Source organism: Caulobacter sp. GW821-FHT11E10, from assembly GCF_058808375.1.
Window position 1 is genome coordinate 157922 of the sequence record NZ_JBXARP010000001.1, and the last position, 25849, is coordinate 183770.

The following is a 25849-nucleotide window of genomic DNA, read 5'->3' on the forward strand; positions in this document are numbered from 1 at the left end:
CCCTCGCGCGGCTAAGGCAAACGCCTCGCCGTCGCCAGGGAATGACATCATGGACCAGCCCGCCCCGCCTACCCTGGGCCCGACCGCCCGGATCATCAGCGCCTATGTCTCGTCCAACCGACTGGCCACCGCCGATCTGCCCATGCTGATCCGCACCGTGCACGATGTGCTGAACGGCGCCGCGCGTGGCCCCGGGCGCGTCGTCGCCGAGGCCGCCAAGCCGACCTCGGTCCAGATCCGGCGCAGCATCCGCCCCGACGCCCTGGTCAGTTTTCTGGACGGGAAGGCCTACAAGACCCTGCGCCGCCACCTTCGTGGGCATGGCGTCAGCGAGGGCGACTATCGCCTGCGCTTTGGCCTGCCCGACGACTATCCGATGACGGCGGCGGAATACCGCGACCGCCGCAGCGCCATGGCCAAGGCCTCGGGGTTGGGGCGATCGCGAACCTCCAAGAGCTAGCCGCGCATTCCGAGGAAGGCGAAGAACCCGCCTTGCGGGTCCTTGGCGTTGACCACGAAGGCCCCGCCGGGGACTTCCATCGGCCCCATCAGGATCTCGCCGCCGTTGGCCTTCACGCGCTCGAGAGCCGAGTCCACGCCGTCGACGCCGAAGTAGTAGAGCCAGTAGGGGCCGGGCGCGGGCTTGTGCCCGGTCATCATGCCGCCGAACGCCGCGTCGGGCCCGCCGAACGTCTGGTAGACGCCCATCTCGCCCATCGGCACGGCGTCGTGCTTCACCCAGCCGAACAAGCCTGAATAGAAGTCGAAGGCCTTCTCCCAGTCGGACGTATTCAGCTCCGACCAGCCCAGCGAGCCCGGCGACATCGGGGCGGGGCGAGGCGGGGCCTCGTCCAGCGAGCCCTTGAACAGCACGAACATCGCGCCCTGCGGGTCGGCGACCACGGCGAAGCGACCGACATTGGGGATGTCCCGCGGCGCCTTGTGGATCTGGCCGCCGCCGGCCTCGACCTTGCCCGCGAAGCCGTCCACGTCGTCGACGCCGATATAGCCCAGCCAGCCGGGCGGAACGCCCTGCATCTCCAGCATGCCGCCGACAGGGATCTCGCCAGCCTTGAAGATCGTGTAGGGGCCCTCGGGGCCGGAGGACATCTCCGAGTTCCAGCCTATGACCGTCTTGTAGAAGTCACCCGCCGCCTTGGCGTCGGAGGTGACGAGCTCGAACCAGACGAAGTCGTTGACCATGAGGGCCTCCGTGGAAAATGGGGTTTGAGGGTCGGGCGCGAGGCTAGGCTCAGGCCACGACACCGTCTCGACGAAAGCACTCCAGGACCGGATCATGCTGACAGATTCAGGCAGCGGCCCCGGCGCAGCAGGCGGACTTGGGTGTGTCGTCGTACTCGTCGTGGCGACGCACGAAGTTCATCGTGGAGTCCTCGTTGCGGCCCAGCGGCGCGCGGTCGAGGATCATCAGCGTGCCGAGCAGTTCTTCCGCCCCGCGGGCATAGCTCGAATAGGTGTGGAACACTTGGCCGTCGGCGTCGCGATAGAAGGCCGACAGGCCGGGCAACTCGTCGTTCCCCTGTGAGGCCGGCAGGTCGATGAAGTTGTAGTTGATCGTCTCGCCGGCCAGCTCGTCGGCCGAGAACGAGACATGGAAGTCGGTGTTGAAGTCGCTCTCGAACGCCGACACCCATGGGAAGCGCCAGCCCATGCGGCGCTGATACGCCTGGATCTTGTCCAGCGGCGCGCGCGCGACGGCGACCAGGGTGACGTCGTGGTGGTTCAGGTGCGGCAGCATGCCGTCGAAGTGGTCGGCCATGAACGAGCAGCCGGGACAGCCGGCCTCCCAGTCGGGGCCCAGCATGAAGTGGTAGGTCAGCAGCTGGCTGCGGCCGGCGAACAGCTCGGACAGGGTCTTCTTTCCGGTCGGCGTATCGAAGACGTAGTCCTTGTCGAGCTTCACCCAGGGCAGGGCCATGCGCTCGGCGTTGAGGGCGTCGCGGGCGCGGGTGTGGGCCTTTTCCTTGAGCAGCAGGGCGCGGCGGGCGTCCAGCCAGTCCTCGCGCGAAACAACCGCATGCTTTTCTGGGGCGGGCGACATCACATCCTCCGTAAGCTGAGCAACTTCGACTTGACTTTTTAAGTTGATATCAACATAATTTGGCCATGTCAAAGCCGGTCGCGATTCCCTTCGAGACGACGCTCCATGTCCGCGATACGTGCCTGTGCCTGCACGTTCAGCGCGCCGCCCGGGCCCTGGCCCGCCGGTTCGACGAGGCCCTGCGGCCGGTCGGCCTGACCAACGGCCAGTTCTCGCTGCTGATGTCGCTGAACCGGCCCGAGCCCGCGGGGCTGGGCGGGGTCGCCAACCTGCTGGCCATGGACCGCACCACCCTGACCGCGGCGCTGAAGCCGCTGGAGCGGCGCGGCCTGCTGACCATCGCGCCCGACCCCAAGGACGGCCGCGCCCGGGTGTTGAGCCTGACCCCCGACGGCCGCGCCGTGCTCGCCCAGGCCCTGCCGATCTGGGCGCGGGAGCATGGGAAGGTGGACGAGGAGTTGGACGGTGAGGCCGAAGCGCTACGGACCGGGCTGCGAACGATCGCCTAGGGGCCTCTGACTCCCCCTCAGCCATAAACCCCTCGTCATCCCGGAAGCCTCGCAGAGGCTATCCGGGACCCAGGGGTAACCGCACTGCATTGGCCCCTGGGTCCCGGCTCTCCGCTTCGCTGCGGCCGGGATGACGAGATTGGGTTGGCTATCTCTAGTCCACGGCCAAGATGATGTCGGAAGAAGCGACGCGCACTTCCAGGTGCGATCCAACCTCCAGCGCCCATCCAGCGTCATCCGGCTTCAACGTCGCCACCAGCGACTTCCCGGCGGCCAGGGCGATGGTCACCTCGGCGGAGGCCTCGCCGGCCTCACGGTCGACGATCTCGCCCGCTAGCCGATTGTCGCCGTCTCCGTCCCCAAGTCGGACGAAGCTGGACTTGATCAGAGCGATCACCGGACGGCCAGGCGCGAGACCCAGGTCCTCGACGCTGCGCCGCGTGATCGACGAGCGCAGCGACAGGCCTTCGCCCAGCGACAGGGTCACCACGGCCGTCACGCCGTCGCCCTCGACCGCCGTGACCGCACCGCGCAGCGCGTTGCGGGCGCTGGTCCGCAGGCCCAAGCTCCACAGCATCTCGGCGTCACCCGAGAGGTCCGCTTCCAAGCGTGCGAACGCCGCGCCCACCTCGCGCTCGGCGGCGCGGAAGGCGCGGATCACCGCCTGGCCGCGCGGCGTGACCTCAGCGGCCCCGCCGCTCTTGCCGCCTGGGGCGGCGCTGACCAGGGCCTCGTCGAACAGGTTGTTCAGCGCCTGCACCCCGTCCCAGGCGCCCTTGTACGATAGCCCGACCTGCTTGGCGGCGGCGCTGATCGAGCCCAGGCGCGCTACGGCTTCCAGCAGGGCGATGCGCTCCAGGCCCACGCGGGCGAGGCCGCCGCGCTTGAGGATCAGGGAGGCGCTGAAGTCGGAGTCGTCACTCACTGGTCGGGTCTCGATTTCATCGTTATGTAGTTGAACTGCATAACCGTAGCAGCGAGCTAGGATTACCAGATGATCGCCCGCCGTCCGATGCTGATCGCCGCGCTTTCCGGCGCCTTGTCGTTGCTGGGCGGCGCGGCCTTCGCCGGCGAGACCAAGGTAGCCGTCGCGGCCAACTTCACGGAAGCCGCCAAGGAAATCGCCGCCAAGTTCAAGGCCAGGACGGGGCACGACGCGACGCTCAGCTTCGGCTCGTCGGGCCAGTTCTACACCCAGATCGCCAATGGCGCGCCGTTCGAGGTCTTCCTGTCGGCGGATGTCGAGCGCCCGCAAAAGGCCGAGGCCGAGGGTCTGGCGGTTCCGGGTTCGCGCTTCACCTACGCCACCGGCCGCCTCGTCCTGTTCAGCAAGACGCCGGGCTTGGTGGACGCGAAGGGCAAGGTGCTCTCGGGCGGCAAGTTCGAGAAGCTGGCGATCGCCGATCCCAAGGCCGCGCCCTACGGCCAGGCGGCGGTCGAGACCCTGACCAAGCTGAAGCTGTACGACGCCCTGAAGCCGAAGATCGTCACGGGCTCGTCGATCACCCAGGCCTATCAGTACGTCCACACCGGCGCGGCCGAGCTTGGCTTCGTGGCGCTGTCGCAGGTCGTGGACGAGAAGGGCGGTTCGCGCTGGATCGTGCCGGCCGCCAACCACACGCCGATCGAGCAACAAGCCGTGCTGCTGAAAACCGGCGCGGACAGCGAGGCGGCCAAGGCCTTCCTGAAGTTCTTGAAGAGCGGTGAGGCCAAGACGATCATCAAGCGCTACGGCTACGAGGTTCGCTGAGCATGACGGACGTCCTGTGGCTCACGGCCAAGCTGGCGGGGATCACCACGATCCTGCTGCTGGTCGTGGCCACGCCGCTGTCCTGGTGGCTGGCGCGGGGGCGCTCGGCCCTGAGAACGCCCGTGACCGCCCTGGTCGCCCTACCGATCGTGCTGCCGCCGACGGTGCTGGGCTTCTACCTGCTGATCGCCCTGGGACCGAAGAGCCCGCTGATGCTCCTGATGCAGCCGTTCGGGGTGCGGACCCTGGCCTTCACCTTCGAGGGATTGGTGATCGGCTCGCTGATCTATTCGTTGCCGTTCGCCGTGCAGCCGCTGCGCAACGCGTTCCTGGCCATCGGCGACGAACCGCTGGAGGCGGCGTCCAGCCTCGGCGCCTCGCGGTGGCAGAGTTTCTGGCGGGTGGCGCTGCCGCTGGCCCTGCCGGGCTATGTCGCCGCCGCCATCCTGACCTTCGCCCATACGGTCGGCGAGTTCGGGGTGGTGATGATGCTGGGCGGCAATATCCCCGGCGAGACCACGGTGCTGTCGACCGAAATCTACCGTCTCGTGGAAGGGCTTGAATGGGGCGAGGCGCACCGCCTGTCGCTGCTGCTGCTGGCCTTCGCCTTCGCGGTGCTATTTGCCCTGCTGGCCCTGGAGGCGCGTTCCAAGATCCTGCTGCGCACCCGCTCATAAAGAAGGAGCGCCCAAAAAAGAGGAGCGCGGGGACGCCGCGCTCCAGTCTACCGAGTTAGGGAAAACGCGGACTAGAACTTCCAGGTGAGCGACGCGCCGTAGGTCGTGGGCTTGCCCGGGAAACGGACCACGACGTTGGCGTTGCTGCTGACGGCGCTCCAATAATATTCGTTGGTGATGTTGCGGCCCCAGATCGACAGGTCCCAGCCCTTGTCAGGCGCGCCGATGCCGATGCTGGCGTTGAGCAGGCCGTAGCTGTCGATCACGAACAGCGGATTGCCCTCCAGGTCTGCGTGGGACTTCTCCTGCCAGCGGCCGTTCAGGGCCGCGTTCAGCTCCAGGCCATCGCCCACCGGTTGGTGGAACAGGGCCGTCAGCCCGCCCTGGAACTTGGGGCTGTAGAGGAACGGCGCGCCGTCGAAGCTCTGCGATTTCCCGGCGGAATTGATGCCGGTGTAGCCCTTGACCTCGGTGTGCAGCCAGGTGGCCGAGGCGATGAAGGTCAGGGCGCGGCTGGCGCGCCAGGTTATGTCGCCATCGAGCCCGTACGCCTCGCCTTCCGGCACGTTGGCCAGCCGCGAGAGGGCTGTGTAGATTGGGTCGGCGAAGTACACCGACAGCTGCTTGTCGGTGTAGTCGTAGTAGAAGGCGCTGACATTGGCCTGGACGCGGCGATTGAACAGCCCCGCCTTCACGCCCAGCTCGTAGGCGGTCAGCATTTCCTGCCGCGCCGGGGCGTTCTGGGTCGAGATGTTGGCGGCGTTGATCGGCGTGGCGCCGGCCTTGGCCCCGCGCGAGATCGAGCCGAACACCAGCACGTCGTCGGAGGCCTTCCAGTCCAGGGCCGCGCGCCAGGCGATATTGTTCTCGTCCAGTTTCGACGAGACGAAGCCGAAGCTCTTCTTGACCGGGTCGAAGGTGTTGCAGCCGCCCTGGCTGATCGGCGCGACCAGGCCGTAGGCGGCGGCGAACAGCGCCCGGTTCACGACATTGACGTTGGGCAGCATCGAGCCGCCGGAGTCGCGCGAGCAGCCGACATAGTCCTGCTTGTCCTGGCTGTAGCGGATCCCGAGGGTCAGCTTCAGGGCGTCGGTCAGCTGGTGGTCGGCGTTGGCGAACACGCTCCAGGTGTCGGTCGAGATATTGCCGACGTCCTCATAGGTGCGGAACGCCTGGCTCATCTGCAGGGCCGTGTAGCCGAAGCTGTTGAACGGCGAGGCCAGCAGGGTCGAGCCGACATAGCGGATCGTGCCGACATTGGCGTTCTGGCCCAGCAGGGTGCGGTTGCTGTCATAGATCTTGTCGTGGGCGACATAAGCCCCGACCAGCCACGAACCCTTGTCGGTCGAGCCCTCGAAGTGCAGCTCTTCGGCGGCCGACTTGATGTCGCCATGGGCCTTCTGGATCAGCACCTCGTAGGGCGCGCCGCTCCAGTCGAACACGGCCTTGCGGGTCAGGCGGTTCAGGCTGGTCAGCGAGACCATCCGGACCTTGTCGGAAAGGTCCCAGCTCACCCGCAGCTTGCCGGCGTGGAACTGGTCGTTCTCGCGCAGCGGATCGCTGATGCCCTTGCCGACGCCGACATCGACGCCGCGCGTCGACAGCGGGGCCCAGTCGCCTTGCGAGGCTTTGGTCGGCGCGTTGGCGGCGATGTAGCTGACGATGCCCGGCGCGTTGAACGGACTGGCGGCGGTGGCGGGCGTGAAGCCGATGCCCTGGGCCACCACGGTGTCGGACTTGTTGCGCCAGCCGGAATAGCTGGCCTCGACCTCGATCGTGTCGGTCGGCTGCATGGCCAGGGACAGCCGCCAGCCGTCGCGATCGATCTTGCCCTGGCGCTCGCCGCGGGTGTTGCTGACCTGCCAGCCCTTGTCGCTGTTCTCGCTGCGGAAGGCCGCGCGGCCTTGGACGCGCGGGCCGAAGGCGCCGCTGACGAAACCTTCCAGATTGTAGGTCTTGTAGTTGCCGGCCTCGGCGGTGAGGGAGCCCTCGAACTGCTCGGTCGGCTTGTTGGTGACGAAGTCGATCAGGCCGGCGGTGGTGTTGCGGCCATAGAGCGTGCCTTGCGGCCCCTTCAGCACCTCGACCCGCTCCAGGTCGAAGATCGGGCCGGTGTTCATGAACGGATAGGCGTAGGCGACCTCGTCCCAATAGGTGCCGACCGTCGAGGTGGCCGACAGGTTGATGGTGTTGAAGCCGATGCCGCGCAGCGTATAGGTCGGCACGCCCTGGTAGCTCTGGCTGACCGTGAAGCTGGGCGCGACGGTCGAGAGATCCTTGGGATCGGTGACCCGCAGTTGCTGCAGGGCCTCGCCGCTGAACGCCTGGATCGGCATGCCGACGCTGTTGGCGGTCTCTTCGCGGCGTTGGGCCGTCACCACCAAGGTGTCGATCGTCAGGGCTTCGTCCGGCTTCGCCGGCTGGGTCTGCGCCAAGGCGGGGGCCGCCATCAGCAAGGCGAGCGCCGACACGCTCAGGGTCAAGGTCAGGCGCGTAGGTCCTGGCATGCGTTTACCTCCCTCTGGCCGCGCCTGCATTGGACGCGAGCTCTGACGGGAGCGTGCGGTTGGGCCACTCGCGTAACAAGCTATCGGAATCGATAGGTGAGGTGGGCGCTAGAGCCCCAGGACCAGCTTGGCGATGATGTCGCGCTGGATCTCGTTGGAGCCGCCATAGATCGAGGCAGCGCGGTTGTTCAGGTAGCGGGCCATGGTCGTCAGGCCGTGCTCTGGGCCGATCGGCGTCTCGTTCGAGCCGGCCTCGCGGGCCTTGGGCTGGTGCGGAGCGAGGTAGATCCCGATGGCCTCTGCGGCCAGTTCGTCGAGCCGCTGAAGCTGCTCCGAGCCTTGGGTCTTTAGGATCGACGAGGCGGGGCCTGGCTTGCCGCCGGCGGCCAGGGCGCTGAGCACCCGGCGTTCGGTCATGTCGATGGCCAGGGCGCCGATCTCGGCCTCGGCCAGGCGGCGGCGATAGTGGGGATCATCAAGGAGGTCTTCGGCCTCGGCCATCCCGCGCAACCGCTCCAGCCCCGCGTGCAGCCCAGCCGCGTAGCCGCCGCCGCGTTCGAATTCCAGCAGGTGCTTGGCGACGGTCCAGCCCTGGTTCTCGGCGCCCAGCCGGTCGGCCCGGGGAGTGCGGACGTCGTCGAAGAACACCTGGTTGACCTCGTGCTCACCGGCCAGGGTGACGATCGGGTCGACCCGGATCCCCGGCCGGTCCATCTCGACCAGCAGGAAGGTGATGCCGGCCTGCGGCTTGCCTTCGGTCGCGGTGCGGACCAGGCAGAACATGTGGGTCGCCCAGTGGGCGTGGGTGGTCCAGATCTTCGAGCCGTTCAGGACGTAATCATCGCCGTCGGGTGTCGCTCGCATCCGCAGCGAGGCGAGGTCCGAGCCCGATCCCGGCTCGGAGTAGCCCTGACACCAGTAGTCCTCGCCCGACAGGATGCGCGGCAGGTAGCGGGCCTTCTGCTCGGCCGTGCCGAACGCCATGATCGCGGGAGCCACCATGCGCAGGCCCATCGGCGCCAGGTTCGGGGCGCCGGCCCGGGCGCATTCGGCGAAGAAGACATGGCGCTGGATGTCGCTCCAGCCGGGGCCGCCGTACTCGACGGGCCAGGTCGGGGCGGCCCAGCCGCGGGCGTGCAGGATCCTCTGCCAGGCCAGGCTGTGGGCCTTGTCGCAGAAGACGCTGGTCATCCGCTGGCCAGCCTCGCGCAGCGCGGGCGTCAGGTTCGCGTCGAGAAACGCGCGCACCTCGTCGCGAAAGGCCAGGTCATCCGCCGATAGTTCGAGATCCACCGGCGCATTCCTCCCTTTCAGCGTCGTCGGGGAAACTTGCGAAAACGCGGGGGCGGCGCGCAAGCTATCGGAACCGATAGGGAAGGCGTCTCCATGTTGTGCAGGGCGGACGACGGCGAGCGCCTGGCGCGGGTCACGATCCTGGCCGAACGGGTTCGCGACCTGGGTCGCGAGATCGGCTTGCCCTACGTCGCCGCCAGCGCCGATATCTCCAGCCCCGAGCCGATGCTGGGCGCGGACGGCAAGCCGCTGGCCGAGACGACGTTCGAGTGGCTGGACAGCTCGCTGCGCTACTGGCGCGACCGCGCCTTCGCCTTGCGTGCGCCCTTCATCCTGGCGGCCCGCTACACGGCCGAACCGTTCTTCTTCCAGCAGGGGCGCTTTTCCAGCTGGCGGCCGTTGCCTCGCCTTGAAGCCATCGAGGTTCGCGAGGCGGCCGAGGCGTTCGGCGTGCGGTCGGCGATCATCGCGCCGGCCTATCTGACCGGCGGCGTGATCGGCGCTGTGGTGTGGGCCGCGTCCGAGCCGTTGGCCGAGCTGCCTGCGCTCTACGCGGCGCGGGCGGACGAGCTGCATGGCGCGGCGCTGCGGCTGGTTTGCGCCTATCGCGACGGCCAGGACGACGACGCACCGCCCGTGCGGCTGACCAAGCGCGAGATCCAGTGCCTGAAGTGGGCGGCGGCCGGCAAGACCGACGCCGACATCGCCCAAATCATCGGAATTTCAGGACCGACCGTGCGCTTCCACGTCCAGAACGCGGCGTTGAAGTTGCGGGTGGCGGGCCGAGCCCAGGCGATCCACCGGGCGGCGGGCCTGGGCTATATCGGGGCGGGGGCTTAGGGCGCGTCCCTACCCGCAAAATTCTATCGTCATCCCGGCCGCAGCGAAGCGGAGAGCCGGGACCCAGGGGCAGCCACTCTGCGCGTGGCCCCTGGGTCCCGGGTCGGCTTCGCCGCCCGGGATGACGAGAGTTCCTAGCTTTAGAGCGGTGGGAACCCTCAGCACCCATCCAGATGGTACTTGATCAGCGCCTTCGCCGACCGCGCCACGGCGCGAACCGGTCCGCCGGCGCCGAGCGTTACCCGTACGCCTGAAGCGCCCTCCATCAGCAGCATCAGCGCGTCCGCCAGATCCTCGTCCTTGGCGCCGGCGTTGCGGGTCAACTCCTTGAGGCGCCGGTACAGCTCCTTCTTATAGTTGACCGAGACCACCTGGGCCGGGTGGTTCTCCTCGTGCAGTTCGATCGCCGCGTTCGAGAGCGGGCAGCCGTGGATGTCGGCGTTGCAGGCCTTGGTCTCGAAGGCGTCGAAGATCGCCTCAAGCTGCTTGCGCGGGTCGGTGCAGCAGCAGGATGTCACGCCTTCCCACCAGGCCCAGTACTCCCGCTCCTGCTCGCGCAGCACCTCGGCGACCAGCTCGTCCTTGGACGGGAAGTTCCGATAGAGCGTCATCTTGGTGGCGTCGGCTTCGGACGCGATCGTCTCGACGCCGACGGCCCGGATGCCGTGTTGGTAGAACAGCTCGCGGGCGGTCTCGAAGATCCGGTCACGCGCCGGACGCTTGGACACGGGCGCGCAGACCGCCGCCGTTTCCGTGTCGCCCCCGATAGCGTCCCCAGAATTTCTTGTCGCCATTTTGGCAGACCTCTCCTTGACGTGCGAGTTACCGGTCAGTATCTCTCCGCCATGGAGCGATGATACCGAACGGTCCCGTCACATCCTAAATCGTCCTTCCGGTCGCCCGGGTCAAGTAACAGCCCCTGCGACATTTCAGTTCTTAAACCCTAAAAACGGAGCGCGCGCCAATGCCCCCTCAAAGCAGCGACATCGCCGCCGCGCCCCAGACCAAGTCTTCCAAGGGTTTTCTGGGTTTCCTCAAGCCTCAAGCCGGCCCTAGCCGACGCTGGATCGGCCAAGCGACCGTCCGCGCGCTCGGCGATACCTGGCCTTCGAACACCCGACGCTCCGCTCGGCGGCCCGTCTGGGAATAACAACAAAATCCTCCCCGCCTTAACGCTTCACCGCCTGACAGGGTCCTCCCCCATGCGTATCCAACCCGTCATCACGTCTTTCGCCGGCCTGGCCGCCGTGGCCGTGCTGGCCGCTTGCTCGGCCCAGGCCAAGCAGGAAGCCGCCGCCCCGCCGCCCGTGCAGGTCACCGTCACCGACGTCGCCTTCAAGTCGCTCCGCCAATGGGACGACTTCACCGGTCGCCTTGAGCCCGTCGACACCGTCGAGATCCGTCCGCGGGTCTCGGGCTATGTCGACGGCGCCCAGTTCGCCGAGGGCGCGCGCGTCTCCAAGGGCCAGGTGCTCTTCCAGATCGATCCGCGCCCCTACAAGGCAGAAGCCGACCGCGCCGCCGCCGAGGTGTCGCGCGCCAAGGCCCAGCTGGACCTGGCGACCATCAACCGCGAACGCGGCCGCCGCCTGATCGAGCAGAACGCCCTGGCCCAGAGCGAATTCGACCGGCTGTCGTCGGAAGAGCGCGCCGCCCAGGCCAATGTCTCGGCCGCCCAAGCCGCCTACCAGACCGCTCGTCTGAACCTGGAATGGACCCGGGTGACCTCGCCGATCGACGGCCGGGTCTCCAAGGTGATCATCACCCGCGGCAACCTGGTCACCCAGGCCAGCCTGCTGACCACGGTGGTCTCCGACACCCCGATCTATGCCGAGTTCAACGCGGATGAGCAGACCTTCCTGAAGTACGCCTCGGCGGAGCGCGGCAAGAATGGTCCGGTCTATATGGGCCTGATGACCGAGGACGGTTATCCGCACGTCGGCAAGCTGTCCTTCATCGACAACGCCCTGGACGCCAAGAGCGGCACGATCAATGGCCGGGCGATCTTCGCCAACGCTGACGGCCGCTTCACGCCGGGCCTGTTCGCCCGCATCCGCCTGGTCAGCGCCGAGACGAAGGAGGTGGCCCTGGCCCCCGACCGCGCCATCGCGACCGACCTGGGCAAGCGCTACGTCATCGTCGTCAACAGCGCCAACAAGGCCGAATACCGCCCGGTCGAGATCGGGCCGCTGGCCGGCAACCTCCGCATCATCCGCCAGGGCCTGAAGCCCGGCGACCGGGTGGTCGTCGGCGGCCTGCAGAAGGTCAAGCCGGGCGACACCGTCGCCCCGGTCAGGGTCAAGGCCGACCTCGCCGACCTCTCGCAACTGGAGGTCGTCGGCCGCCAAGTCGCGCAGGCCGGCCGAGCCATCGGCCAGAACTAACTGAAGCGTAGCGCCCGGCTCGCATGTCGAGCCGGGCGTCTTTTTCCAGGTTCGAACGGTCCCTGTCGTCCGCCGGATGGCGGGGAGGGGCTGTTTGCATCCGACGCGTACCCGTTTCCGCTCCTCCCCCAATCTGCCTTTCAAAGGCGCTCGCCATGAATTTCTCCAAGTTCTTCGTGAACCGACCGCGCTTCGCGGCCGTGCTCTCCATCATCATCTTCATCGCCGGCATCGTGTCGCTGCCGCGCCTGCCGATCAGCGAATATCCCGAGGTCGTGCCGCCCACCGTGGTGGTGCGCGCGGCCTATCCCGGCGCCAACCCGTCCGTCATCGGCGAGACGGTGGCCGCGCCCCTGGAGCAGGCCATCAACGGCGTCGAGGGGATGATCTACCAGTCGTCCCAGTCGGCCTCCGACGGGGCGATGATCCTGACCGTCACCTTCGCGCTCGGCACCGACCTGGATAAGGCCCAGGTGCAGGTGCAGAACCGAGTGGCCCAGGCCCTGCCCAAGCTGCCGCAGGAGGTCCAGCGCATCGGCGTGACGACCAACAAGGCCTCGCCCGACCTGACCCTGGTCGTGCACATGATCTCGCCGAACAACCGCTACGACATGCTCTATCTGAGCAACTACGCGCAGCTGAACGTGCGCGATCGGCTGAAGCGGATCGACGGCGTCGGCGACGTGCAGATCTTCGGCGCGGGCTCCTATTCGATGCGCGTGTGGCTGGACCCGGAAAAGCTGGCCGCCCTGCAAATGACCGCCGGCGATGTCGTGCGGGCCCTGCGCGAGCAGAACGTCCAGGTCGCCGCCGGCCAGCTGGGCGCGCCGCCCAATGCGGGCTCGGGCGCCGACTTCCAGCTCTCGGTCAACGCCCCCGGGCGCTTGACCGACGAGGAGCAGTTCCGCGACGTGATCGTCCGCTCGGGTGAGGACGGCCAGATCACCCGCCTGGGCGAGGTGGCTCGTGTGGAGCTGGGGGCCGACAACTACGCCCTGCGCTCGCTGCTCGACAACAAGTCCGCCGTCGCCGTGCCGGTGTTCCAGCGCCCGGGCTCCAACGCCCTGGAGATGGCGGCCGAGGTCAAGAAGACGATGAAGGAGCTCAAGAAGGAGTTCCCCGAAGGCGTCGACTACGAGATCATCTACGACACCACGGCCTTCGTGCAGGAGAGCATCGACTCGGTGGTCCACACCCTGATCGAGGCGATCATCCTGGTCGTGCTGGTAGTGGTGCTGTTCCTGCAGGGCTGGCGCGCCTCGATCATTCCGCTGATCGCCGTGCCCGTGTCGCTGGTCGGCACCTTCGCGATCCTGCTGATGCTGGGTTTCGGCCTCAACGCCCTGACACTGTTCGGCCTGGTCCTGGCCATCGGCATCGTCGTCGACGACGCCATCGTCGTGGTCGAGAACGTCGAGCGCAACATCACCAACGGGCTCGAACCGGCCGCCGCCACCCGCAAGGCCATGACCGAGGTGACCGGACCGATCATCTCCACGGCTCTGGTGCTGTGCGCGGTGTTCATTCCGACCGCCTTCATCAGCGGCCTGTCGGGCCAGTTCTACCGTCAGTTCGCCCTGACCATCGCCATCTCGACGGTGATCTCGGCCATCAACTCCCTGACCCTGTCGCCGGCCCTGGCCGCCGTCCTGCTCCGCTCGCACGACGCGCCGAAGGACCGCTTCCAGAGGCTGATCGACGCCTCGCTGAGCTGGCTGTTCAACCCGTTCAACCGCTTCTTCGCCAAGGCCTCGAACGGCTATGTCAGCGGCGTCGCCAAGACCCTGGGCCGCTCGACCGCCGCCCTGGCGCTATATGGCGGCCTGCTGATCCTGACGGTGTTCGCCTTCGCCCGCACCCCGGGCGGCTTCGTGCCCCAGCAGGACAAGGCCTATGTGGTCGCCGTCGTGCAACTGCCCGACGCGGCCTCGCTGGATCGCACCGAGGCGGTGATCCGTCAGATGGGCGACATCGCCATGAAGGTGCCGGGCATCAAACACTCGGTGGCCTTCCCCGGCCTGTCGGCCAACGGCTTCATCAACGCCCCGAACGCCGGCGCCGTGTTCTTCCCGCTCGACGACTTCAAGAACCGTCGCGGCGAGACGATGTCGGCCACGGCCATCGTCGGTGAGCTGAACCAGAAGTTCGCCGGTATCCCCGACGCCCAGATCGCGGTCTTCCCGCCGCCGTCCGTGCAGGGCCTGGGCACCATCGGCGGCTTCCGGATGCAGATCGTCGACAAGGCGGGTCTCGGCCAGGAAGAGCTCTACAAGGCTACCCAGAACGTCATCGCCAAGGCCCAGAAGGACCCGGCCCTGGCGGGGATCTTCTCCAGCTATCAAGTGAGCGTGCCGAAGATCCAGGCCGATATCGACCGCGAGAAGGCCCGGGCCCAGGGTGTGTCCCTGACCGATCTGTTCGAGACCATGCAGGTCTATCTGGGCTCGCTGTACGTCAACGACTTCAACCGCTTCGGCCACACCTACCAGGTCAACGTCCAGGCCGATCAGAGCTTCCGTCTGCAACCCGAGCAGATGCTGCGCCTGCAGACTCGCAACGGTGCGGGCCAGATGATCCCGCTGGGCGCCTTCGTGTCGTTCAAGGAGGCGACGGGCCCCGACCGCGAGAGCCACTACAACGGCTTGCTGACCGCCGAGATCAACGGCGGCCCGGCGACGGGCTTCTCGACCGGCCAGGCCCAGAAGGCTCTGGAGGACATCGCCAAGTCCGAGCTGCCGAACGGCATGGGCTACGAGTGGACCGAGCTGACCTACCAGCAGATCCTGGCGGGCAACACGGCGATCTACATCTTCCCGCTCTGCGTGCTGCTGGCCTTCCTGGTGCTGGTCGCCCAGTACGAAAGCTGGAGCTTGCCGCTGGTCGTCATCCTGATCGTGCCGATGACTCTGCTGTCGGCCCTGGCGGGCGTGCTGCTGACCAAGGGTGACAACAACATCTTCACCCAGATCGGCCTGATCGTGCTGGTGGGGCTGGCGTGTAAGAACGCCATCCTGATCGTCGAGTTCGCCAAGGAGCGCGAGGAGCACGGCGACAGCCCGCTCCAGGCGGTCCTGGAGGCCTGCCGCCTGCGCCTGCGTCCGATCCTGATGACCTCGATCGCCTTCATCATGGGGGTCTATCCCCTGGTGGTGTCGCACGGGGCCGGGGCCGAGATGCGCCGCGCCATGGGCGTGGCCGTGTTCTCGGGGATGCTGGGCGTGACCGTCTTCGGTCTGATCCTGACGCCCGTCTTCTACTACGTCATCCGTCGCTTCACGGCCCGCAAGGCCGCGACCAAGGCGGCCAATTCGGCGGCTCCGGCCGTGGAGGCTCACTAATGTCTCTGCTCAAGCACACCCTGCGCGCCGCGCTGATCGCCGGCGTCTCCCTGACGGCCGCCGCTTGCGCGGTGGGCCCGGACTACAAGGCGCCGGCGACCCCGCCGGCGGCCTTCCAAAACGCCGACCCGGCCGTCTTCACCGCCGCCAATCCCGAGGCGGAATGGTGGAAGGCGTTCGGCGACCCGGTGCTGGACCAGCTGGTCGGCCAGGCCTTTTCGGCCAATCTCGACCTGAAGATCGCGGTCGCTCACGTCGCCGAGGCCCGCGCCCTGTTCAGCGAGCAGAAGCTGGACCTGCTGCCGCACGTCACGGCCGATGGGACCTATGTGAAGAGCGACCAGCAGCAGCCCGGCTCGAACGGCCGGCGCGTCGAGAGCCAGACCTACCAGGCCGGCTTCGACGCCGGCTGGGAGATCGACCTCTTCGGCCGTGTTCGTCGCGGCGTGGAGGCGGCGGGCGCCGAAGCCGGCGCGGCCCAGGCCGAGCTGCGCGACGCCCAGGTCACGGTCGCGGCGGAAGTCGCTCGAAATTACCTCGAACTGCGCGGCGCCCAGGCCCGCCTCAAGGTCGCCACCCGCAATCTCGAGACCCAGCGCGAGACCGTCCGTCTGACCAAGGTTCGGTTCGACGCCGGGGCGGGCAGCCCGATCGACGTGGCGTCGGCGCAAGCCCGCCTCAACGCCACCGAGGCGGCGATCCCAGTCCTGATCACGGCCGAGAAGCGCGCCAACTACCGGCTCGCCGTCCTGACCGGCCAGCGACCCGGCGCGCTGGATGCGCTGCTTGTTGCGCGTGATGTCGACACCCGCCCGTTGGTCACCGCCCTGCCGATCGGCGAGGCCGGCGACCTGCTGCGCCGGCGTCCGGACGTGCAGGCGGCCGAGCGTCGCCTGGCCGCCCAGACCGCCCAGGTGGGGGTGGCGACGGCCGATCTCTTCCCGCGCGTCTCGGTGACCGGCTTCGTCGGTTTCCTGTCGGGAACCTCGGCGGGCTTCGGCGCCGGCGCCAGCAAGGCCTGGTCGGTGGCGCCTTCGGTCAGCTGGCCGGCCCTGGACCTGGGCAGCGCCCACGCTCGCCTCCGCGCGGCCAAGGCGCGCGACGACGCGGCCTTGGCCAACTACGACCAGACGGTGCTGCGCGCTCTGGAAGACCTGGAGAACGCCCTGGTCTCCTACCGCCAGCAGCAGGCCCAGCTGAACAGTCTGACCGACCAGGCGGCCGCCTCGCGCCGCGCGGCCGAGCTGGCCAGGATCCAATACAAGGAAGGCGGCATCGACTTCCTGGTGTTGCTCGACGCCGAGCGCACTCTACTTGCGGCCGAGGACGCCCTCAGCGTCGCCGAGACCGGCGTCAACACCGATGTCGTGGCGATCTACAAGGCGTTGGGCGGCGGCTGGAAGGCTTGATCCGGCGACTTCAGGATGAGTGCGTCACCCTGTCGCACAGGAGGAAATACCACCGGTTTCCGCGGTGATATTTCCTCCTTCCCCCGGCGGTCTTCGACAGTTCGTCGAACGCCACTCTTGGTTAAGGGGAGAATTTTTCCATAGGCCTGCGCAACATTTAGGCAGCTGCAAATCCTTGCAGGAACAGGCGCCCTACGCGCGGTTGCGGTGAAGGTTTTGGTTAATAATCACAGGTCTTCTTCACGATGAACGACGTTAGAGCGCCCGGGCATGGGGCGTTCCCGTCGAGGTCATCCGCGGGGGATTTCCATGACCTGGACTATCAAGGCGAGACTTCTGGCCTGCTTGGCCGCGCTGGGCGTCGGCATGGTGGCGATCGGGCTTTCGGGCTTCGTGGCCAATGGCGTCGCCAACCAGCGCATGCAGTCGGTGATCGCCGACCGCGTCGAGCCGATGCAGCAGCTGAAGGCCGTCAGCGACATGTACGCCGTCAACATCGTCGACTCCGCCCACAAGGCGCGGTCGGGCGAGCTGCCAATGGCCAAGGCCGCCGAGAATGTCGAAGCCGCCAAGTCGGTCATCTCGAAGAACTGGCAGGCCTATGCCGCCACCAAGATGACGGACGAAGAGAAGGCGCTGGCCGATCAGGTCACCGCCGCCTTGCCCGCCGCCGATTCCACGATCGAGACGCTGCAGGGCCTGTTGAAGGCCAATGACGCCGCCGGCCTGCAGGCCTTCGTCGACGCCAAGCTCTATCCGACCATCGATCCGGTCACCGCCAATGTCGGCGCCTTGGTCGACCTGCAGACGCGGGTCGCCCACGAGGAAGGCGCGGCCGCCAAGACCGCTGGCGCGATCGCCACGGCTGTCATGGGCGTCATCGCCCTGATCGCCGCCGGCCTGATGGCCTTCGCCACCAATGTCGTCATTCGCAAGGTTTCCGCGCCGCTGCAGGCCATGACCGGCGCCATGCGTCGCCTGGCCGACGGCGACAACAGTGTCGCCATTCCCGCCGTTGGGCAGAAGGACGAGCTGGGCCTGATGGCCGGGGCCGTCCAGGTGTTCAAGGAAAACGCCATCGCCAAGCTGCGCGCCGACGCCGAGGCCGCCGAGGCCAAGGCGCGCTCGGAAGCCGAGCGCCAGGCCATCGCCGCCAAGGCCATCGCCGAGCAGCAGGAACTGGTCGTGCAGTCGTTCGGCGTCGGCCTCGACCGCTTGGCCCAGGGCGACCTGACCTATCGCGTCAACGAGGACCTGCCGGTCGAGTATCAAAAGCTGCGGGACGACTTCAACGCCGCCCTGACCAAGCTGCAGGACACCATGAAGGTGATCGTCGGCAATGCCGACGGCATCCGCGCCGGCAGCCGCGAGATCACCAACGCCTCCGACGACATGGCTCGCCGCACCGAGCAGCAGGCCGCCGGTCTGGAAGAGACGGCGGCGGCGCTGGAAGAGATCACCTCGACCGTCAAGCGCACCGCCGAAGGCGCCAAGGAAGCCCGCCGCGTGGTCGGCGCGGCCAAGACCGACGCCGAGAGCGGCGGCCAGGTTGTCGCCGAAGCCGTCGCGGCCATGGGCGAGATCGAGAAGTCCTCGGCCCAGATCGGCAACATTATCGGCGTCATCGACGAGATCGCCTTCCAGACCAATCTGCTGGCGCTGAACGCCGGGGTCGAGGCCGCTCGCGCCGGTGAGGCCGGCCGTGGCTTCGCCGTCGTCGCCCAGGAAGTCCGGGCCCTGGCCCAGCGCTCGGCCGAAGCGGCCAAGGAGATCAAGGCCCTGATCAACGCCTCGAGCCAGCAGGTCGGCTCCGGCGTGGACCTGGTCGGCAAGACCGGGGAGGCCCTCGAGCGGATCGTCGCCCAAGTCGGCCAGATCAACAGCGTCGTCGCCGAAATCGCCGCCTCGGCCCAGGAGCAGGCCACCGGTCTGGAGCAGGTCAATGTGGCCGTGAACCAGATGGACCAGGCCACCCAACAGAACGCCGCCATGGTCGAACAGAGCACGGCCGCCAGCCACGCCCTGTCGCGCGAGGCCGACAACCTGACCCAGCTGATGGGCCAGTTCACCGTCGGCCAGGAGCGCGCAACCGCCCCAGCGGGTTCGGCCGTCGCCTCGCGCTCGCCCGCGCCGAGGCCGGCCCCGACGGCCTATCGGCCCGCGCCGCGCGTCGCCGCCCGTCCGGGCTCAGCCGCGCCGAAGATCGACGAGTGGGAAGAGTTCTAAGGAGCACTATCCTTCACCGCTCCAATCCATGTCTTCCTGGGCCTTGCGCCCAGGAAGACATGGTTGGGCCAGATAATGAGGTGATCAGTGCGCTCCGCCAGCGTGGTCGTGCGTGCGGCCAGTCAGCGCGAGCGGACGCATGGGTCCTGGGCACAAGGCCCAGGAAGGCGGGTATTTTGATCGTTCCGGAGGTGTCTGAACTCGTCCCTCAGAACCACCCCGCCTCGCGCAACGCCTTCGCATAGGCCCGGCTGACCGGCGCCTCGATGTGGCCCTTCAGGCGCAACGTCGCCCGGCCGTCACCGCGCTGGGCGCCCTCGACCGCCGTCTTGGCCACCCACCACGAGCGGTGGGTCTGGGCGCCTTCGATCCCCTCCAGCTCGGCCACGGCGTCGGACAGGCGCATCAGGATCAGGTCCTGCCCCCGCGAGGTGTGCAGGCGCAGATAGTGGTCTTCGGCCTCGACGGCGTAGAGCTCGGCCCCGCGCAGCTTGGCCGGCAGTCGGTCCAGGAAACGCGGCGCCGGCGCGCCCGCCGCGGCGGCATGAGTCTCGACCGGCCGTCGCTGGACCAAGAAGTTCAGGGCCGTCATCGCCACCGAGACGATAAACACCGGCCCCAGATAGAGCGGCAGGGCCCTGGGGCGCAGGTGGCCGATGAAGGTCAGCTCGCTGACCAGCCATACCACCACCGTGAACGGCAAGGTCACCCCCAGCGCCGTCACCGCGCCATAAAGCCACGGCCGCGCGTCCGCCCGACCCTCGCGGCCAATGAAGTGGCTGACCCCCGTGCCGACGACCGCCCCCGCCAGGCACAGGCCGGTCCAATAGGCCAGGCGGAGGACCACCGGCACTTCGGTGGTGCCGAAGGCGCCGATCAGGGCCAGGAACACGCCGGCCGCCGCCGACACCGCGAAACCCCGCAGGCTCTCCTTGGTGGTCATGACCATTCGCGAAGCGTGAACGGCGTCGGCCAGCCATTCGCGAAACGAAGCCGGCGACTGACGCAACGACGATTGAGACACGGGCCCGCCCACTCCACTCAGGTTTTCGACGGCGAGGCGATCTACCGCCCCGCCCGAACCGGAGTGAAGGAAGATGGCCGTGGACGGCAAGTCAATTTCGCAAGGCGCTTCAGAACGTGGGGCTGGCCTGCGCAACGCCGCTTTCGGTGTCGGGGCGGCCGTCCTGATCGTCGCCCTGGCGTCGCCCACGTTGTCCGCGACCATCGCGGCGTTCGCCGAGCGAGTTCATTTCCAGCCCCACGCCCCGGACCTGTCGCGGATCGCGGCCGCGCCGCTGGTCGTCCAAGTCCACCTGACCTCGGCCCTCACCGCCCTCTGCATCGGTATCGTGCTGATGATGCGGGTGAAGGGCACGGCCCTGCACAAGCTGCTGGGCTGGACCTGGGTGCTGGCCATGGGCGCGACGGCGGTCAGCTCGCTGTTCATCCGCGAGATCAATCACGGCGCCTTCAGCTTCATCCACCTGCTGTCGGGCTGGACCATCGTCGGCCTGCCAGGCGCGGTCTACGCGATCAAGCGCGGCAAGGTCGCGACCCATCGCCGGGCCATGACCGGCATGTTCGTGGGCGGTCTGCTTCTGGCCGGCCTGTTCGCCTTCATCCCCGGACGCCTGCTCTGGACCGTGTTCCTGGGCTGATCCCCCATCCCTTTCAAATCCACAACAAGGACTTCGTCATGACCATCTTCCGCACCTTCGGCCTCGCGCTGATCGCCGCCGCTGCCCTGGGCTCGGCCGCCCACGCCCAGGAAGCCTTCGGCGACCTGACCCTGACCTTTCCGGCGCTCAAGTCGACCCAAGGCAAGGTGATGATCGCCGTGTTCGACAGCGCCCAGGGCTGGGCCTCGGGCAAGCCGGCCCGCGTCGCCATGGCCTCGGCCGCAGACACGCCGGCCGCCGCCAAGGTCGTCGCCCTTCCGCCCGGGACCTATGCGGTCCGTGCGTTCCAGGACGTCGACGACAACGGCAAGATGGGCACGAACCCGTTCGGCCTGCCGGTCGAGCCCTACGGCTTCTCCCGCGACGCCCAGCCCAACATGGGGCCGCCGACGTTCGACGCCGCCGCCTTCGAGGTGAGGGCCGGCGCCAACACCCAAGCCATTCATCTGAAGTAGGGGCGGGGACCATGGATCGACGCGACTTCCTGCGCGGCGCGGCCCTGATGGGCGGCGCCTCCCTGCTCACCCCGGAGGCGGTCTGGGCGGCGGCAGCGAACGCCAAGGCCGCGGATTGGGCTCTGGGCCTGGCCGATGTGGAGGCCGACGTCGCGCCGACCGCTATGGCTCGTCTGCATGGCCGCGCCCCGGCCGAGCTGACGGGAACCCTGTTCCGCAACGGCCCGGCCAAGTTCCACCGTCCGGGTCGCTCGGTCGGCCACTGGTTCGATGGCGACGGCATGGTCCGCAAGTTCCAGATCGCCGACGGGCAAGCGCGGATGAGCGCCCGCTTCGTCGACACCGTGAAGCGCCGCAACGACAGCGCCGCCAATGCCGTGATCACGCCCGGCTACGGCACCGCCGCCGGGCCCGGCTCGGTGATCACCGGCCCCGACGACGCCAACGCCGCCAACACCTCGGTGCTGATGGCCGGCGGCGAACTGTGGGCCCTGTGGGAGGGCGGTTCGCCGACCGTCCTCGACCCCGCCACCCTGGAAACGCGCGGCTGCAAGACCCTGCGGCCGGACCTCAAGGCCATGCCGTTCCTGGCGCATCCGCGCGTCCAGCCCGACGGGACGATCTGGAACATCGGCCTGGGCGGCAAGCAGGCGGTGGTCTGGAAGCTGGCCCCGGACGGTGCCTTGCTCAAGGCCGAGATGATCGGCCTGCCGCGCGCCAGCTACATGCACGACTTCACGGCGACGGCTCGCCATCTGGTGCTGGTGCTCCAGCCCTGGGTGCAGGAGCGGTTCGTGATGCCGGTCGCCAACGCCATGGCCTGGAAACCGGAGTTGGGAACCCAGGTGCTGGTGCTGGACAAGGACGACCTGTCCAAGCGCCGGGTCTTCGACCTGCCGCCGTTCTTCTTCTTCCACCTGGGCGACGCCTGGGAAGAGCGCGACGGGACCATCCGCTTCGACGCCTGTGTCGACAACGACCCGTCGGGCACGGCGGTCAACGCAGGCGCGCTGTTGCGCGGCCAGACCGTCCGGAGCGCTCCGCCGCGCCGGGCTCTGATCACCCTGCGGGCCGACGGCAAGGGCGAGTTCGCCAAGGAGGCGGTCAGCGCCGAGTTCCCGCGCTCGGACCCGCGCTTCGCCGGCCAGCCGCGCCGCTATTCCGTCCACGTGACCAACGAGCGGCCCGATCGTCCGCTGTTCCAGAGCGTGGCGGTGCGCGACTGGAAGAAGGACAGCGACCAGGTCTTCGACTTCGGCCCGCGGCATCTGGTCGAGGAGATGGTGTTCGTTCCGCGCCCCGGCTCGAACGAGGAATTCGACGGCTGGCTGGTCGGCACGACGGTCAATCTGGACGCCAAGGCCACCGAGCTTCACGTGTTCGATGCGCGTCGTGTCCAGCAGGGGCCGATCGCGGCCTGGCGGGCGCCCGTGGCCTTGCCGGTGACCTTCCACGGGGTGTTCGCCCAGGCGTGAGACGATGCCTGACACAACGCTGGTCCTTGCCAGCGCGCCGTGGATGCGCCTATCCGAGGACGGAGCGCAACCACGGCGGGCCCGTCCTCATGACCGCAGCCAAACCTCGCGCCCGTTCCGGCGGGCGGGGCCGTCCGTCCAAGGCCAAGGGCCTGGACCTGAAGGAGACCATCCTCGACGCGGCCGAGGGCCTGTTCGCCCGCCACGGCTTCTATGGCGTGACGACCCGTCAGGTCGCGGCCGAGGCCGGCGTCGACACCGCCCTGATCCACTACTACTTCGGGGCCAAGCGCGAGCTGTTCGACTCGGTGTTCCTGCGCCGGGCCGAGATCCTGAACCAGGCCCGCGAGGCGTCGATGGACGCCTATCTGAAGACCCATACCGGGACCATGACCGTCGAAGGCGTGATCGAGGCCTTCATCGATCCGCTGCTGCGCATTTCCCAGGACGGCGGTCCCGGCTGGAAGAGCTATTTCGCCCTGGTGGCCCAGGTGAACAACACCCCGGCCTGGGGCGGCGAGACCATGGCCCGGTTCTTCGACCCCGTCGTTCATCGCCTGGTAGAGACGCTGAAGAGCGTCTGTCCCCAGGCCGAGTATCGCGACCTCTACTGGTGCTATCAGTTCCTGACCGGATCGATGATGCTGGCCCTGTCCGAGACCGGACGGATCGACTCGCTGTCGGAAGGCGAGTGTCATTCGAGCGATCTGGAGGCGGTTCGCCAGCGCCTGTTCTCGTACTGCGCGGCCGGCTTCGAGGCCGTGATCGCCAAGCAGCGCAAGGCTTCGTCCTCCGGCTGACCTTCCGCCCGCGGCCCATTTTCATCACTTGGTGAAAAAGTGCTGGCGTCCGACGCCGGTTCGGGCGATTGTGATCGCAATTCGCTGTTCGATGAAATGGCGAACCCCGAGCGCGCGTCCGCCAAAGACGGAACCGGCTCGGACGGGCGGAACGCAAGGGAGGGGGAACCCCATGACTTCGATGTGGAAGGCCGCGCTGCTGGCTGGCGCGGCGTGGAGCACGATCGCCGGCGCCGCGTCGGCGCAACAGGCTCCGGTTGCTGACAATACGGCCTCGGTGGACGAGGTGGTCGTCACCGCCCGTCGTCGCGAGGAAAACCTCAAGGACGTCCCGGTCGCCGTCTCCGCCTTCTCGGCCGAGAAGCTGGAGCGCTCGGGCGGCACGGACATCACCGTCCTGTCGCAGACCACCCCGAACATCACGGTGCAGACCGCTCGCGGTTCGAACTCGACCCTGATCAGCTACATCCGCGGCGTCGGCCAGCAGGATCCGCTGTGGGGCTTCGAGCCCGGCGTCGGTCTCTATGTCGACGACGTCTACATCTATCGCCCGCAGGGCGCGGTGCTCGACATCTTCGACGTCGAACGCATCGAAGTGCTGCGCGGCCCGCAGGGCACGCTGTACGGCCGCAACACCATCGGCGGCGCCATCAAGTACGTGACCAAGCGCCTCGGCGACGAGGCCGGCGCCAAGATCAAGGCGACCTATGGCAGCTACAACCAGACCGACCTGCTGGTCTCGGCCCAGACGCCGATCGCCGGCGGCCTGTCGATCGGCGGGGCCTACGCCCTCTACAAGCGCGATGGTTACGGCAAGAACCTGACGACGGGCGCCGAGCACTACAACAAGGACGTCGAGGCCTATCGCCTGAGCGCCGAGTACCGGCCGACCGAGGACCTGTTCTTCCGCCTGGCCTATGATCGGGTCGAGGACGACTCGAACCCGCGTCACGGCCACCGCGAGACCCTGCCGACCGCCGGCAGCTATCCGATCCTCGACACCTACGACACCCAGGCCGGCCTGGGTGACAAGAACCACGTGATGACCAAGGGCCTGTCGCTGACGGGCCAGTGGGACGCCACCGACAAGGTCAGCCTGAAGTCGATCACGGCCAATCGCCGCGGTCACACCAAGACGGTGATCGACTTCGACGGCACGCCGCTGCCGACGCTGGACATCCCGGCCACCTATGACGACCGCTCGTTCTCGCAGGAACTGCAGGTCGTCTATTCGGACGACAACGTCCAGGGCGTCTTCGGCCTGTACTATATGAACAGCCAGGCCTCGGGCGAGTTCGACACCATCGCCGGCAATCTGGGCGTGGCCATCGCCGACGGCGGCAAGGTCAACACCCAGAGCTTCGCGGCGTTCTTCGACTTCAGCGCCAACCTGACCGACCGCTTCAAGGTCTCGCTGGGCGCCCGCGCCACCCGCGACCACAAGCGCGCCAACGTCTATCGCTTCTTCTATCTCGGCGCGACGCCGACCCCCTACCAGGGCGGCGCGCTGCGTCCGATCCTGCAGGTGCGGACGAACTACGACGCCCAGAAGACCTTCGAACAGTTCACGCCGCGCATCTCGGCCTCGTACGAGCTGAACGACGACCTGACGACCTACGCCTCGTTCTCGAAGGGCTACAAGTCGGGCGGCTGGGACATGCGCGGCGACGCGTTCATCACCCCGCAGACGACCCAGGGCTACAAGCCGGAAGTCGTGAAGACCTACGAGGCCGGCCTGAAGGGCTATCTGATGGAGCGCCGGGTTTCGTTCTCGTCGGCGGCCTTCCTGTCGAAATATACCGACCAGCAGGTCACGACCCAGGTGGTCGTGCCCTCGGGCATCGCCAGCTCGGTCGACAACGCCGGCGCCTCGACCCTGTACGGCGTCGAGTTCGAAGCCAACGCCAAGCTGACTCCGCAACTGTCGGCCAATGTCGCCCTCGGCTACATCCACGCCAAGTACGACAGCTTCAACCGCTTCGTGCCGGCCGGCGCGCCGAACCCGCTGAACCCGTCGACCGTGCTGGCGACGGGCCAGGTGATCAACGTCGCCGACCTGTACGGCTTCCAGAACACGCCGGAATGGACGGGCAATGTCAGCCTGACCTGGCGCGGCGATCTGGCGGGCGGCGCCCTGGCGATCACCCCGATGGTCAGCTACCGCGACGCCTACCAGCAGTTTGAACTGCCTCTGCCGCAGCTCGACCAGAAGGCCTTCACCCTGGTGGACCTGACGGCGATCTGGACCGCGCCGGGCGGCAAGTACAAGCTGGCCCTGACCGGCAAGAACCTGACCAACGAGAAGTACCGCACCGGCGGCTACAACTTCGCCGGGGCCACCTACAACAACTCGGTGATCGGCTTCTACGGCCCGCCGCGCACCTTCGCCGGCTCGATCGAGGTGGCGTTCTAAGAAATCTAGGCGACTAGTTTGGGCGGGGC

20 protein-coding genes and 4 pseudogenes are annotated in these 25849 nt (G+C 67.8%); 16 read left to right on the forward strand and 8 right to left on the reverse strand.

What is annotated here, in order from left to right; genetic code table 11:
- The first annotated feature begins 49 nt into the window (after window positions 1-49).
- On the forward strand, window positions 50-460 hold the full coding sequence (locus AC1RRV_RS00790; RefSeq protein ID WP_492857677.1) for a Ros/MucR family transcriptional regulator: 411 nt from the start codon (window positions 50-52) through the stop codon (window positions 458-460).
- Here AC1RRV_RS00790 and AC1RRV_RS00795 read toward each other — a convergent pair.
- Both AC1RRV_RS00795 and AC1RRV_RS00800 read right to left on the reverse strand, forming a co-directional pair.
- Window positions 457-1203, reverse strand: coding sequence for a VOC family protein (locus tag AC1RRV_RS00795; protein WP_492857679.1), 747 nt, complete (start codon window positions 1201-1203; stop codon window positions 457-459). The genes AC1RRV_RS00790 and AC1RRV_RS00795 overlap by 4 nt on opposite strands.
- A gap of 106 nt (window positions 1204-1309) precedes the next feature.
- The gene (locus AC1RRV_RS00800; protein WP_492857680.1) at window positions 1310-2062 is read right to left on the reverse strand and encodes a DUF899 domain-containing protein; all 753 of its coding nucleotides are present in this window, start codon (window positions 2060-2062) and stop codon (window positions 1310-1312) included.
- A 65-nt stretch (window positions 2063-2127) separates the two neighbouring features.
- Between AC1RRV_RS00800 and AC1RRV_RS00805 the strand changes: the two genes are divergently transcribed.
- Window positions 2128-2571, forward strand: a complete 444-nt coding sequence (locus AC1RRV_RS00805; protein ID WP_492857681.1) for a MarR family winged helix-turn-helix transcriptional regulator — start codon at window positions 2128-2130, stop codon at window positions 2569-2571.
- Window positions 2572-2632: 61 nt separating this feature from the next.
- Here the strand turns inward: AC1RRV_RS00805 and AC1RRV_RS00810 are convergent.
- Together AC1RRV_RS00810 and AC1RRV_RS00815 are read right to left on the reverse strand one after the other, a co-directional pair.
- A pseudogene (locus AC1RRV_RS00810) lies at window positions 2633-2704 on the reverse strand (hypothetical protein); the annotation flags it as partial.
- Between the two features lie 21 nt (window positions 2705-2725).
- Window positions 2726-3496, reverse strand: a complete 771-nt coding sequence (locus tag AC1RRV_RS00815) for a TOBE domain-containing protein (protein WP_492857682.1) — start codon at window positions 3494-3496, stop codon at window positions 2726-2728.
- Window positions 3497-3565: 69 nt separating this feature from the next.
- On the opposite strand from AC1RRV_RS00815, the gene modA reads away from it, so the two are divergent.
- Window positions 3566-4321, forward strand: coding sequence for a molybdate ABC transporter substrate-binding protein (modA, locus tag AC1RRV_RS00820; protein WP_492857683.1), 756 nt, complete (start codon window positions 3566-3568; stop codon window positions 4319-4321).
- Window positions 4322-4323: 2 nt separating this feature from the next.
- Window positions 4324-4998: a molybdate ABC transporter permease subunit gene (gene modB / locus AC1RRV_RS00825; protein WP_492857684.1), complete on the forward strand. Its 675-nt coding sequence runs from the start codon at window positions 4324-4326 to the stop codon at window positions 4996-4998.
- 71 nt (window positions 4999-5069) lie between these two features.
- Here the strand turns inward: modB and AC1RRV_RS00830 are convergent, their stop codons facing one another.
- Together AC1RRV_RS00830 and AC1RRV_RS00835 are read right to left on the reverse strand one after the other, a co-directional pair.
- Window positions 5070-7505 (reverse strand): TonB-dependent receptor, encoded by a 2436-nt coding sequence (locus AC1RRV_RS00830; RefSeq protein ID WP_492857685.1) that lies wholly within the window; start codon window positions 7503-7505, stop codon window positions 5070-5072.
- A gap of 108 nt (window positions 7506-7613) precedes the next feature.
- The gene (locus tag AC1RRV_RS00835) at window positions 7614-8798 is read right to left on the reverse strand and encodes an acyl-CoA dehydrogenase family protein (RefSeq protein ID WP_492857686.1); all 1185 of its coding nucleotides are present in this window, start codon (window positions 8796-8798) and stop codon (window positions 7614-7616) included.
- 93 nt (window positions 8799-8891) lie between these two features.
- On the opposite strand from AC1RRV_RS00835, the gene AC1RRV_RS00840 reads away from it, so the two are divergent.
- Together AC1RRV_RS00840 and AC1RRV_RS00845 are read left to right on the forward strand one after the other, a co-directional pair.
- Window positions 8892-9638 (forward strand): helix-turn-helix transcriptional regulator, encoded by a 747-nt coding sequence (locus AC1RRV_RS00840; protein WP_492857687.1) that lies wholly within the window; start codon window positions 8892-8894, stop codon window positions 9636-9638.
- A gap of 21 nt (window positions 9639-9659) precedes the next feature.
- Window positions 9660-9747: pseudogene (locus tag AC1RRV_RS00845) on the forward strand (hypothetical protein); the annotation flags it as partial.
- A gap of 49 nt (window positions 9748-9796) precedes the next feature.
- Here the strand turns inward: AC1RRV_RS00845 and AC1RRV_RS00850 are convergent.
- A complete protein-coding gene (locus tag AC1RRV_RS00850; protein ID WP_492857689.1) occupies window positions 9797-10432 on the reverse strand; it encodes a TetR/AcrR family transcriptional regulator in 636 nt (211 codons plus the stop codon).
- A 408-nt stretch (window positions 10433-10840) separates the two neighbouring features.
- Here AC1RRV_RS00850 and AC1RRV_RS00855 point away from each other — a divergent pair, with 408 nt between their 5' ends.
- The 5 genes and pseudogenes from AC1RRV_RS00855 to AC1RRV_RS00875 form a co-directional block, all read left to right on the forward strand.
- A complete protein-coding gene (locus AC1RRV_RS00855) occupies window positions 10841-12022 on the forward strand; it encodes an efflux RND transporter periplasmic adaptor subunit (protein ID WP_492857690.1) in 1182 nt (393 codons plus the stop codon).
- A 155-nt stretch (window positions 12023-12177) separates the two neighbouring features.
- On the forward strand, window positions 12178-15360 hold the full coding sequence (locus AC1RRV_RS00860) for an efflux RND transporter permease subunit (RefSeq protein WP_492857692.1): 3183 nt from the start codon (window positions 12178-12180) through the stop codon (window positions 15358-15360).
- Complete coding sequence (locus tag AC1RRV_RS00865; protein WP_492857693.1) at window positions 15360-16769, forward strand: efflux transporter outer membrane subunit; 1410 nt, start codon at window positions 15360-15362, stop codon at window positions 16767-16769. The genes AC1RRV_RS00860 and AC1RRV_RS00865 overlap by 1 nt, the downstream gene beginning before the upstream one ends.
- A gap of 309 nt (window positions 16770-17078) precedes the next feature.
- A pseudogene (locus AC1RRV_RS00870) lies at window positions 17079-17831 on the forward strand (MCP four helix bundle domain-containing protein); the annotation flags it as partial.
- A 393-nt stretch (window positions 17832-18224) separates the two neighbouring features.
- Window positions 18225-18845 (forward strand): annotated as a pseudogene (locus AC1RRV_RS00875) (methyl-accepting chemotaxis protein); the annotation flags it as partial.
- A 358-nt stretch (window positions 18846-19203) separates the two neighbouring features.
- On the opposite strand, the gene AC1RRV_RS00880 reads toward AC1RRV_RS00875, so the two are convergent.
- Window positions 19204-20031, reverse strand: a complete 828-nt coding sequence (locus tag AC1RRV_RS00880; RefSeq protein ID WP_492858093.1) for a LytTR family DNA-binding domain-containing protein — start codon at window positions 20029-20031, stop codon at window positions 19204-19206.
- A 61-nt stretch (window positions 20032-20092) separates the two neighbouring features.
- Between AC1RRV_RS00880 and AC1RRV_RS00885 the strand changes: the two genes are divergently transcribed.
- The 5 genes from AC1RRV_RS00885 to AC1RRV_RS00905 all read left to right on the forward strand — a co-directional run bounded on the left by AC1RRV_RS00885 (window position 20093) and on the right by AC1RRV_RS00905 (window position 25820).
- Window positions 20093-20656, forward strand: a complete 564-nt coding sequence (locus tag AC1RRV_RS00885; RefSeq protein WP_492857694.1) for a DUF2306 domain-containing protein — start codon at window positions 20093-20095, stop codon at window positions 20654-20656.
- Window positions 20657-20694: 38 nt separating this feature from the next.
- Window positions 20695-21132 (forward strand): DUF2141 domain-containing protein, encoded by a 438-nt coding sequence (locus tag AC1RRV_RS00890; RefSeq protein ID WP_492857695.1) that lies wholly within the window; start codon window positions 20695-20697, stop codon window positions 21130-21132.
- An 11-nt stretch (window positions 21133-21143) separates the two neighbouring features.
- The gene (locus AC1RRV_RS00895; RefSeq protein ID WP_492857696.1) at window positions 21144-22607 is read left to right on the forward strand and encodes a carotenoid oxygenase family protein; all 1464 of its coding nucleotides are present in this window, start codon (window positions 21144-21146) and stop codon (window positions 22605-22607) included.
- An 89-nt stretch (window positions 22608-22696) separates the two neighbouring features.
- Window positions 22697-23407: a TetR/AcrR family transcriptional regulator gene (locus tag AC1RRV_RS00900; protein WP_492857697.1), complete on the forward strand. Its 711-nt coding sequence runs from the start codon at window positions 22697-22699 to the stop codon at window positions 23405-23407.
- Between the two features lie 172 nt (window positions 23408-23579).
- Window positions 23580-25820: a TonB-dependent receptor gene (locus AC1RRV_RS00905; protein ID WP_492857698.1), complete on the forward strand. Its 2241-nt coding sequence runs from the start codon at window positions 23580-23582 to the stop codon at window positions 25818-25820.
- Window positions 25821-25849: the final 29 nt, after the last annotated feature.

What these genes read in the sequence shown, in the direction of transcription:
- AC1RRV_RS00890 (WP_492857695.1), top strand. Translation starts at nt 20,695, where the DNA reads ATGACCATCTTCCGCACCTTCGGCCTCGCGCTGATCGCCGCCGCTGCC.
- AC1RRV_RS00895 (WP_492857696.1), top strand. Translation starts at nt 21,144, where the DNA reads ATGGATCGACGCGACTTCCTGCGCGGCGCGGCCCTGATGGGCGGCGCC.
- modA (WP_492857683.1), top strand. Translation starts at nt 3,566, where the DNA reads ATGATCGCCCGCCGTCCGATGCTGATCGCCGCGCTTTCCGGCGCCTTG.
- AC1RRV_RS00905 (WP_492857698.1), top strand. Translation starts at nt 23,580, where the DNA reads ATGACTTCGATGTGGAAGGCCGCGCTGCTGGCTGGCGCGGCGTGGAGC.
- AC1RRV_RS00860 (WP_492857692.1), top strand. Translation starts at nt 12,178, where the DNA reads ATGAATTTCTCCAAGTTCTTCGTGAACCGACCGCGCTTCGCGGCCGTG.
- AC1RRV_RS00830 (WP_492857685.1), bottom strand. Translation starts at nt 7,505, where the DNA reads ATGCCAGGACCTACGCGCCTGACCTTGACCCTGAGCGTGTCGGCGCTC.
- AC1RRV_RS00885 (WP_492857694.1), top strand. Translation starts at nt 20,093, where the DNA reads ATGGCCGTGGACGGCAAGTCAATTTCGCAAGGCGCTTCAGAACGTGGG.
- AC1RRV_RS00800 (WP_492857680.1), bottom strand. Translation starts at nt 2,062, where the DNA reads ATGTCGCCCGCCCCAGAAAAGCATGCGGTTGTTTCGCGCGAGGACTGG.
- AC1RRV_RS00795 (WP_492857679.1), bottom strand. Translation starts at nt 1,203, where the DNA reads ATGGTCAACGACTTCGTCTGGTTCGAGCTCGTCACCTCCGACGCCAAG.
- AC1RRV_RS00865 (WP_492857693.1), top strand. Translation starts at nt 15,360, where the DNA reads ATGTCTCTGCTCAAGCACACCCTGCGCGCCGCGCTGATCGCCGGCGTC.
- AC1RRV_RS00855 (WP_492857690.1), top strand. Translation starts at nt 10,841, where the DNA reads ATGCGTATCCAACCCGTCATCACGTCTTTCGCCGGCCTGGCCGCCGTG.
- modB (WP_492857684.1), top strand. Translation starts at nt 4,324, where the DNA reads ATGACGGACGTCCTGTGGCTCACGGCCAAGCTGGCGGGGATCACCACG.
- AC1RRV_RS00900 (WP_492857697.1), top strand. Translation starts at nt 22,697, where the DNA reads ATGACCGCAGCCAAACCTCGCGCCCGTTCCGGCGGGCGGGGCCGTCCG.
- AC1RRV_RS00790 (WP_492857677.1), top strand. Translation starts at nt 50, where the DNA reads ATGGACCAGCCCGCCCCGCCTACCCTGGGCCCGACCGCCCGGATCATC.
- AC1RRV_RS00805 (WP_492857681.1), top strand. Translation starts at nt 2,128, where the DNA reads ATGTCAAAGCCGGTCGCGATTCCCTTCGAGACGACGCTCCATGTCCGC.
- AC1RRV_RS00840 (WP_492857687.1), top strand. Translation starts at nt 8,892, where the DNA reads ATGTTGTGCAGGGCGGACGACGGCGAGCGCCTGGCGCGGGTCACGATC.
- AC1RRV_RS00850 (WP_492857689.1), bottom strand. Translation starts at nt 10,432, where the DNA reads ATGGCGACAAGAAATTCTGGGGACGCTATCGGGGGCGACACGGAAACG.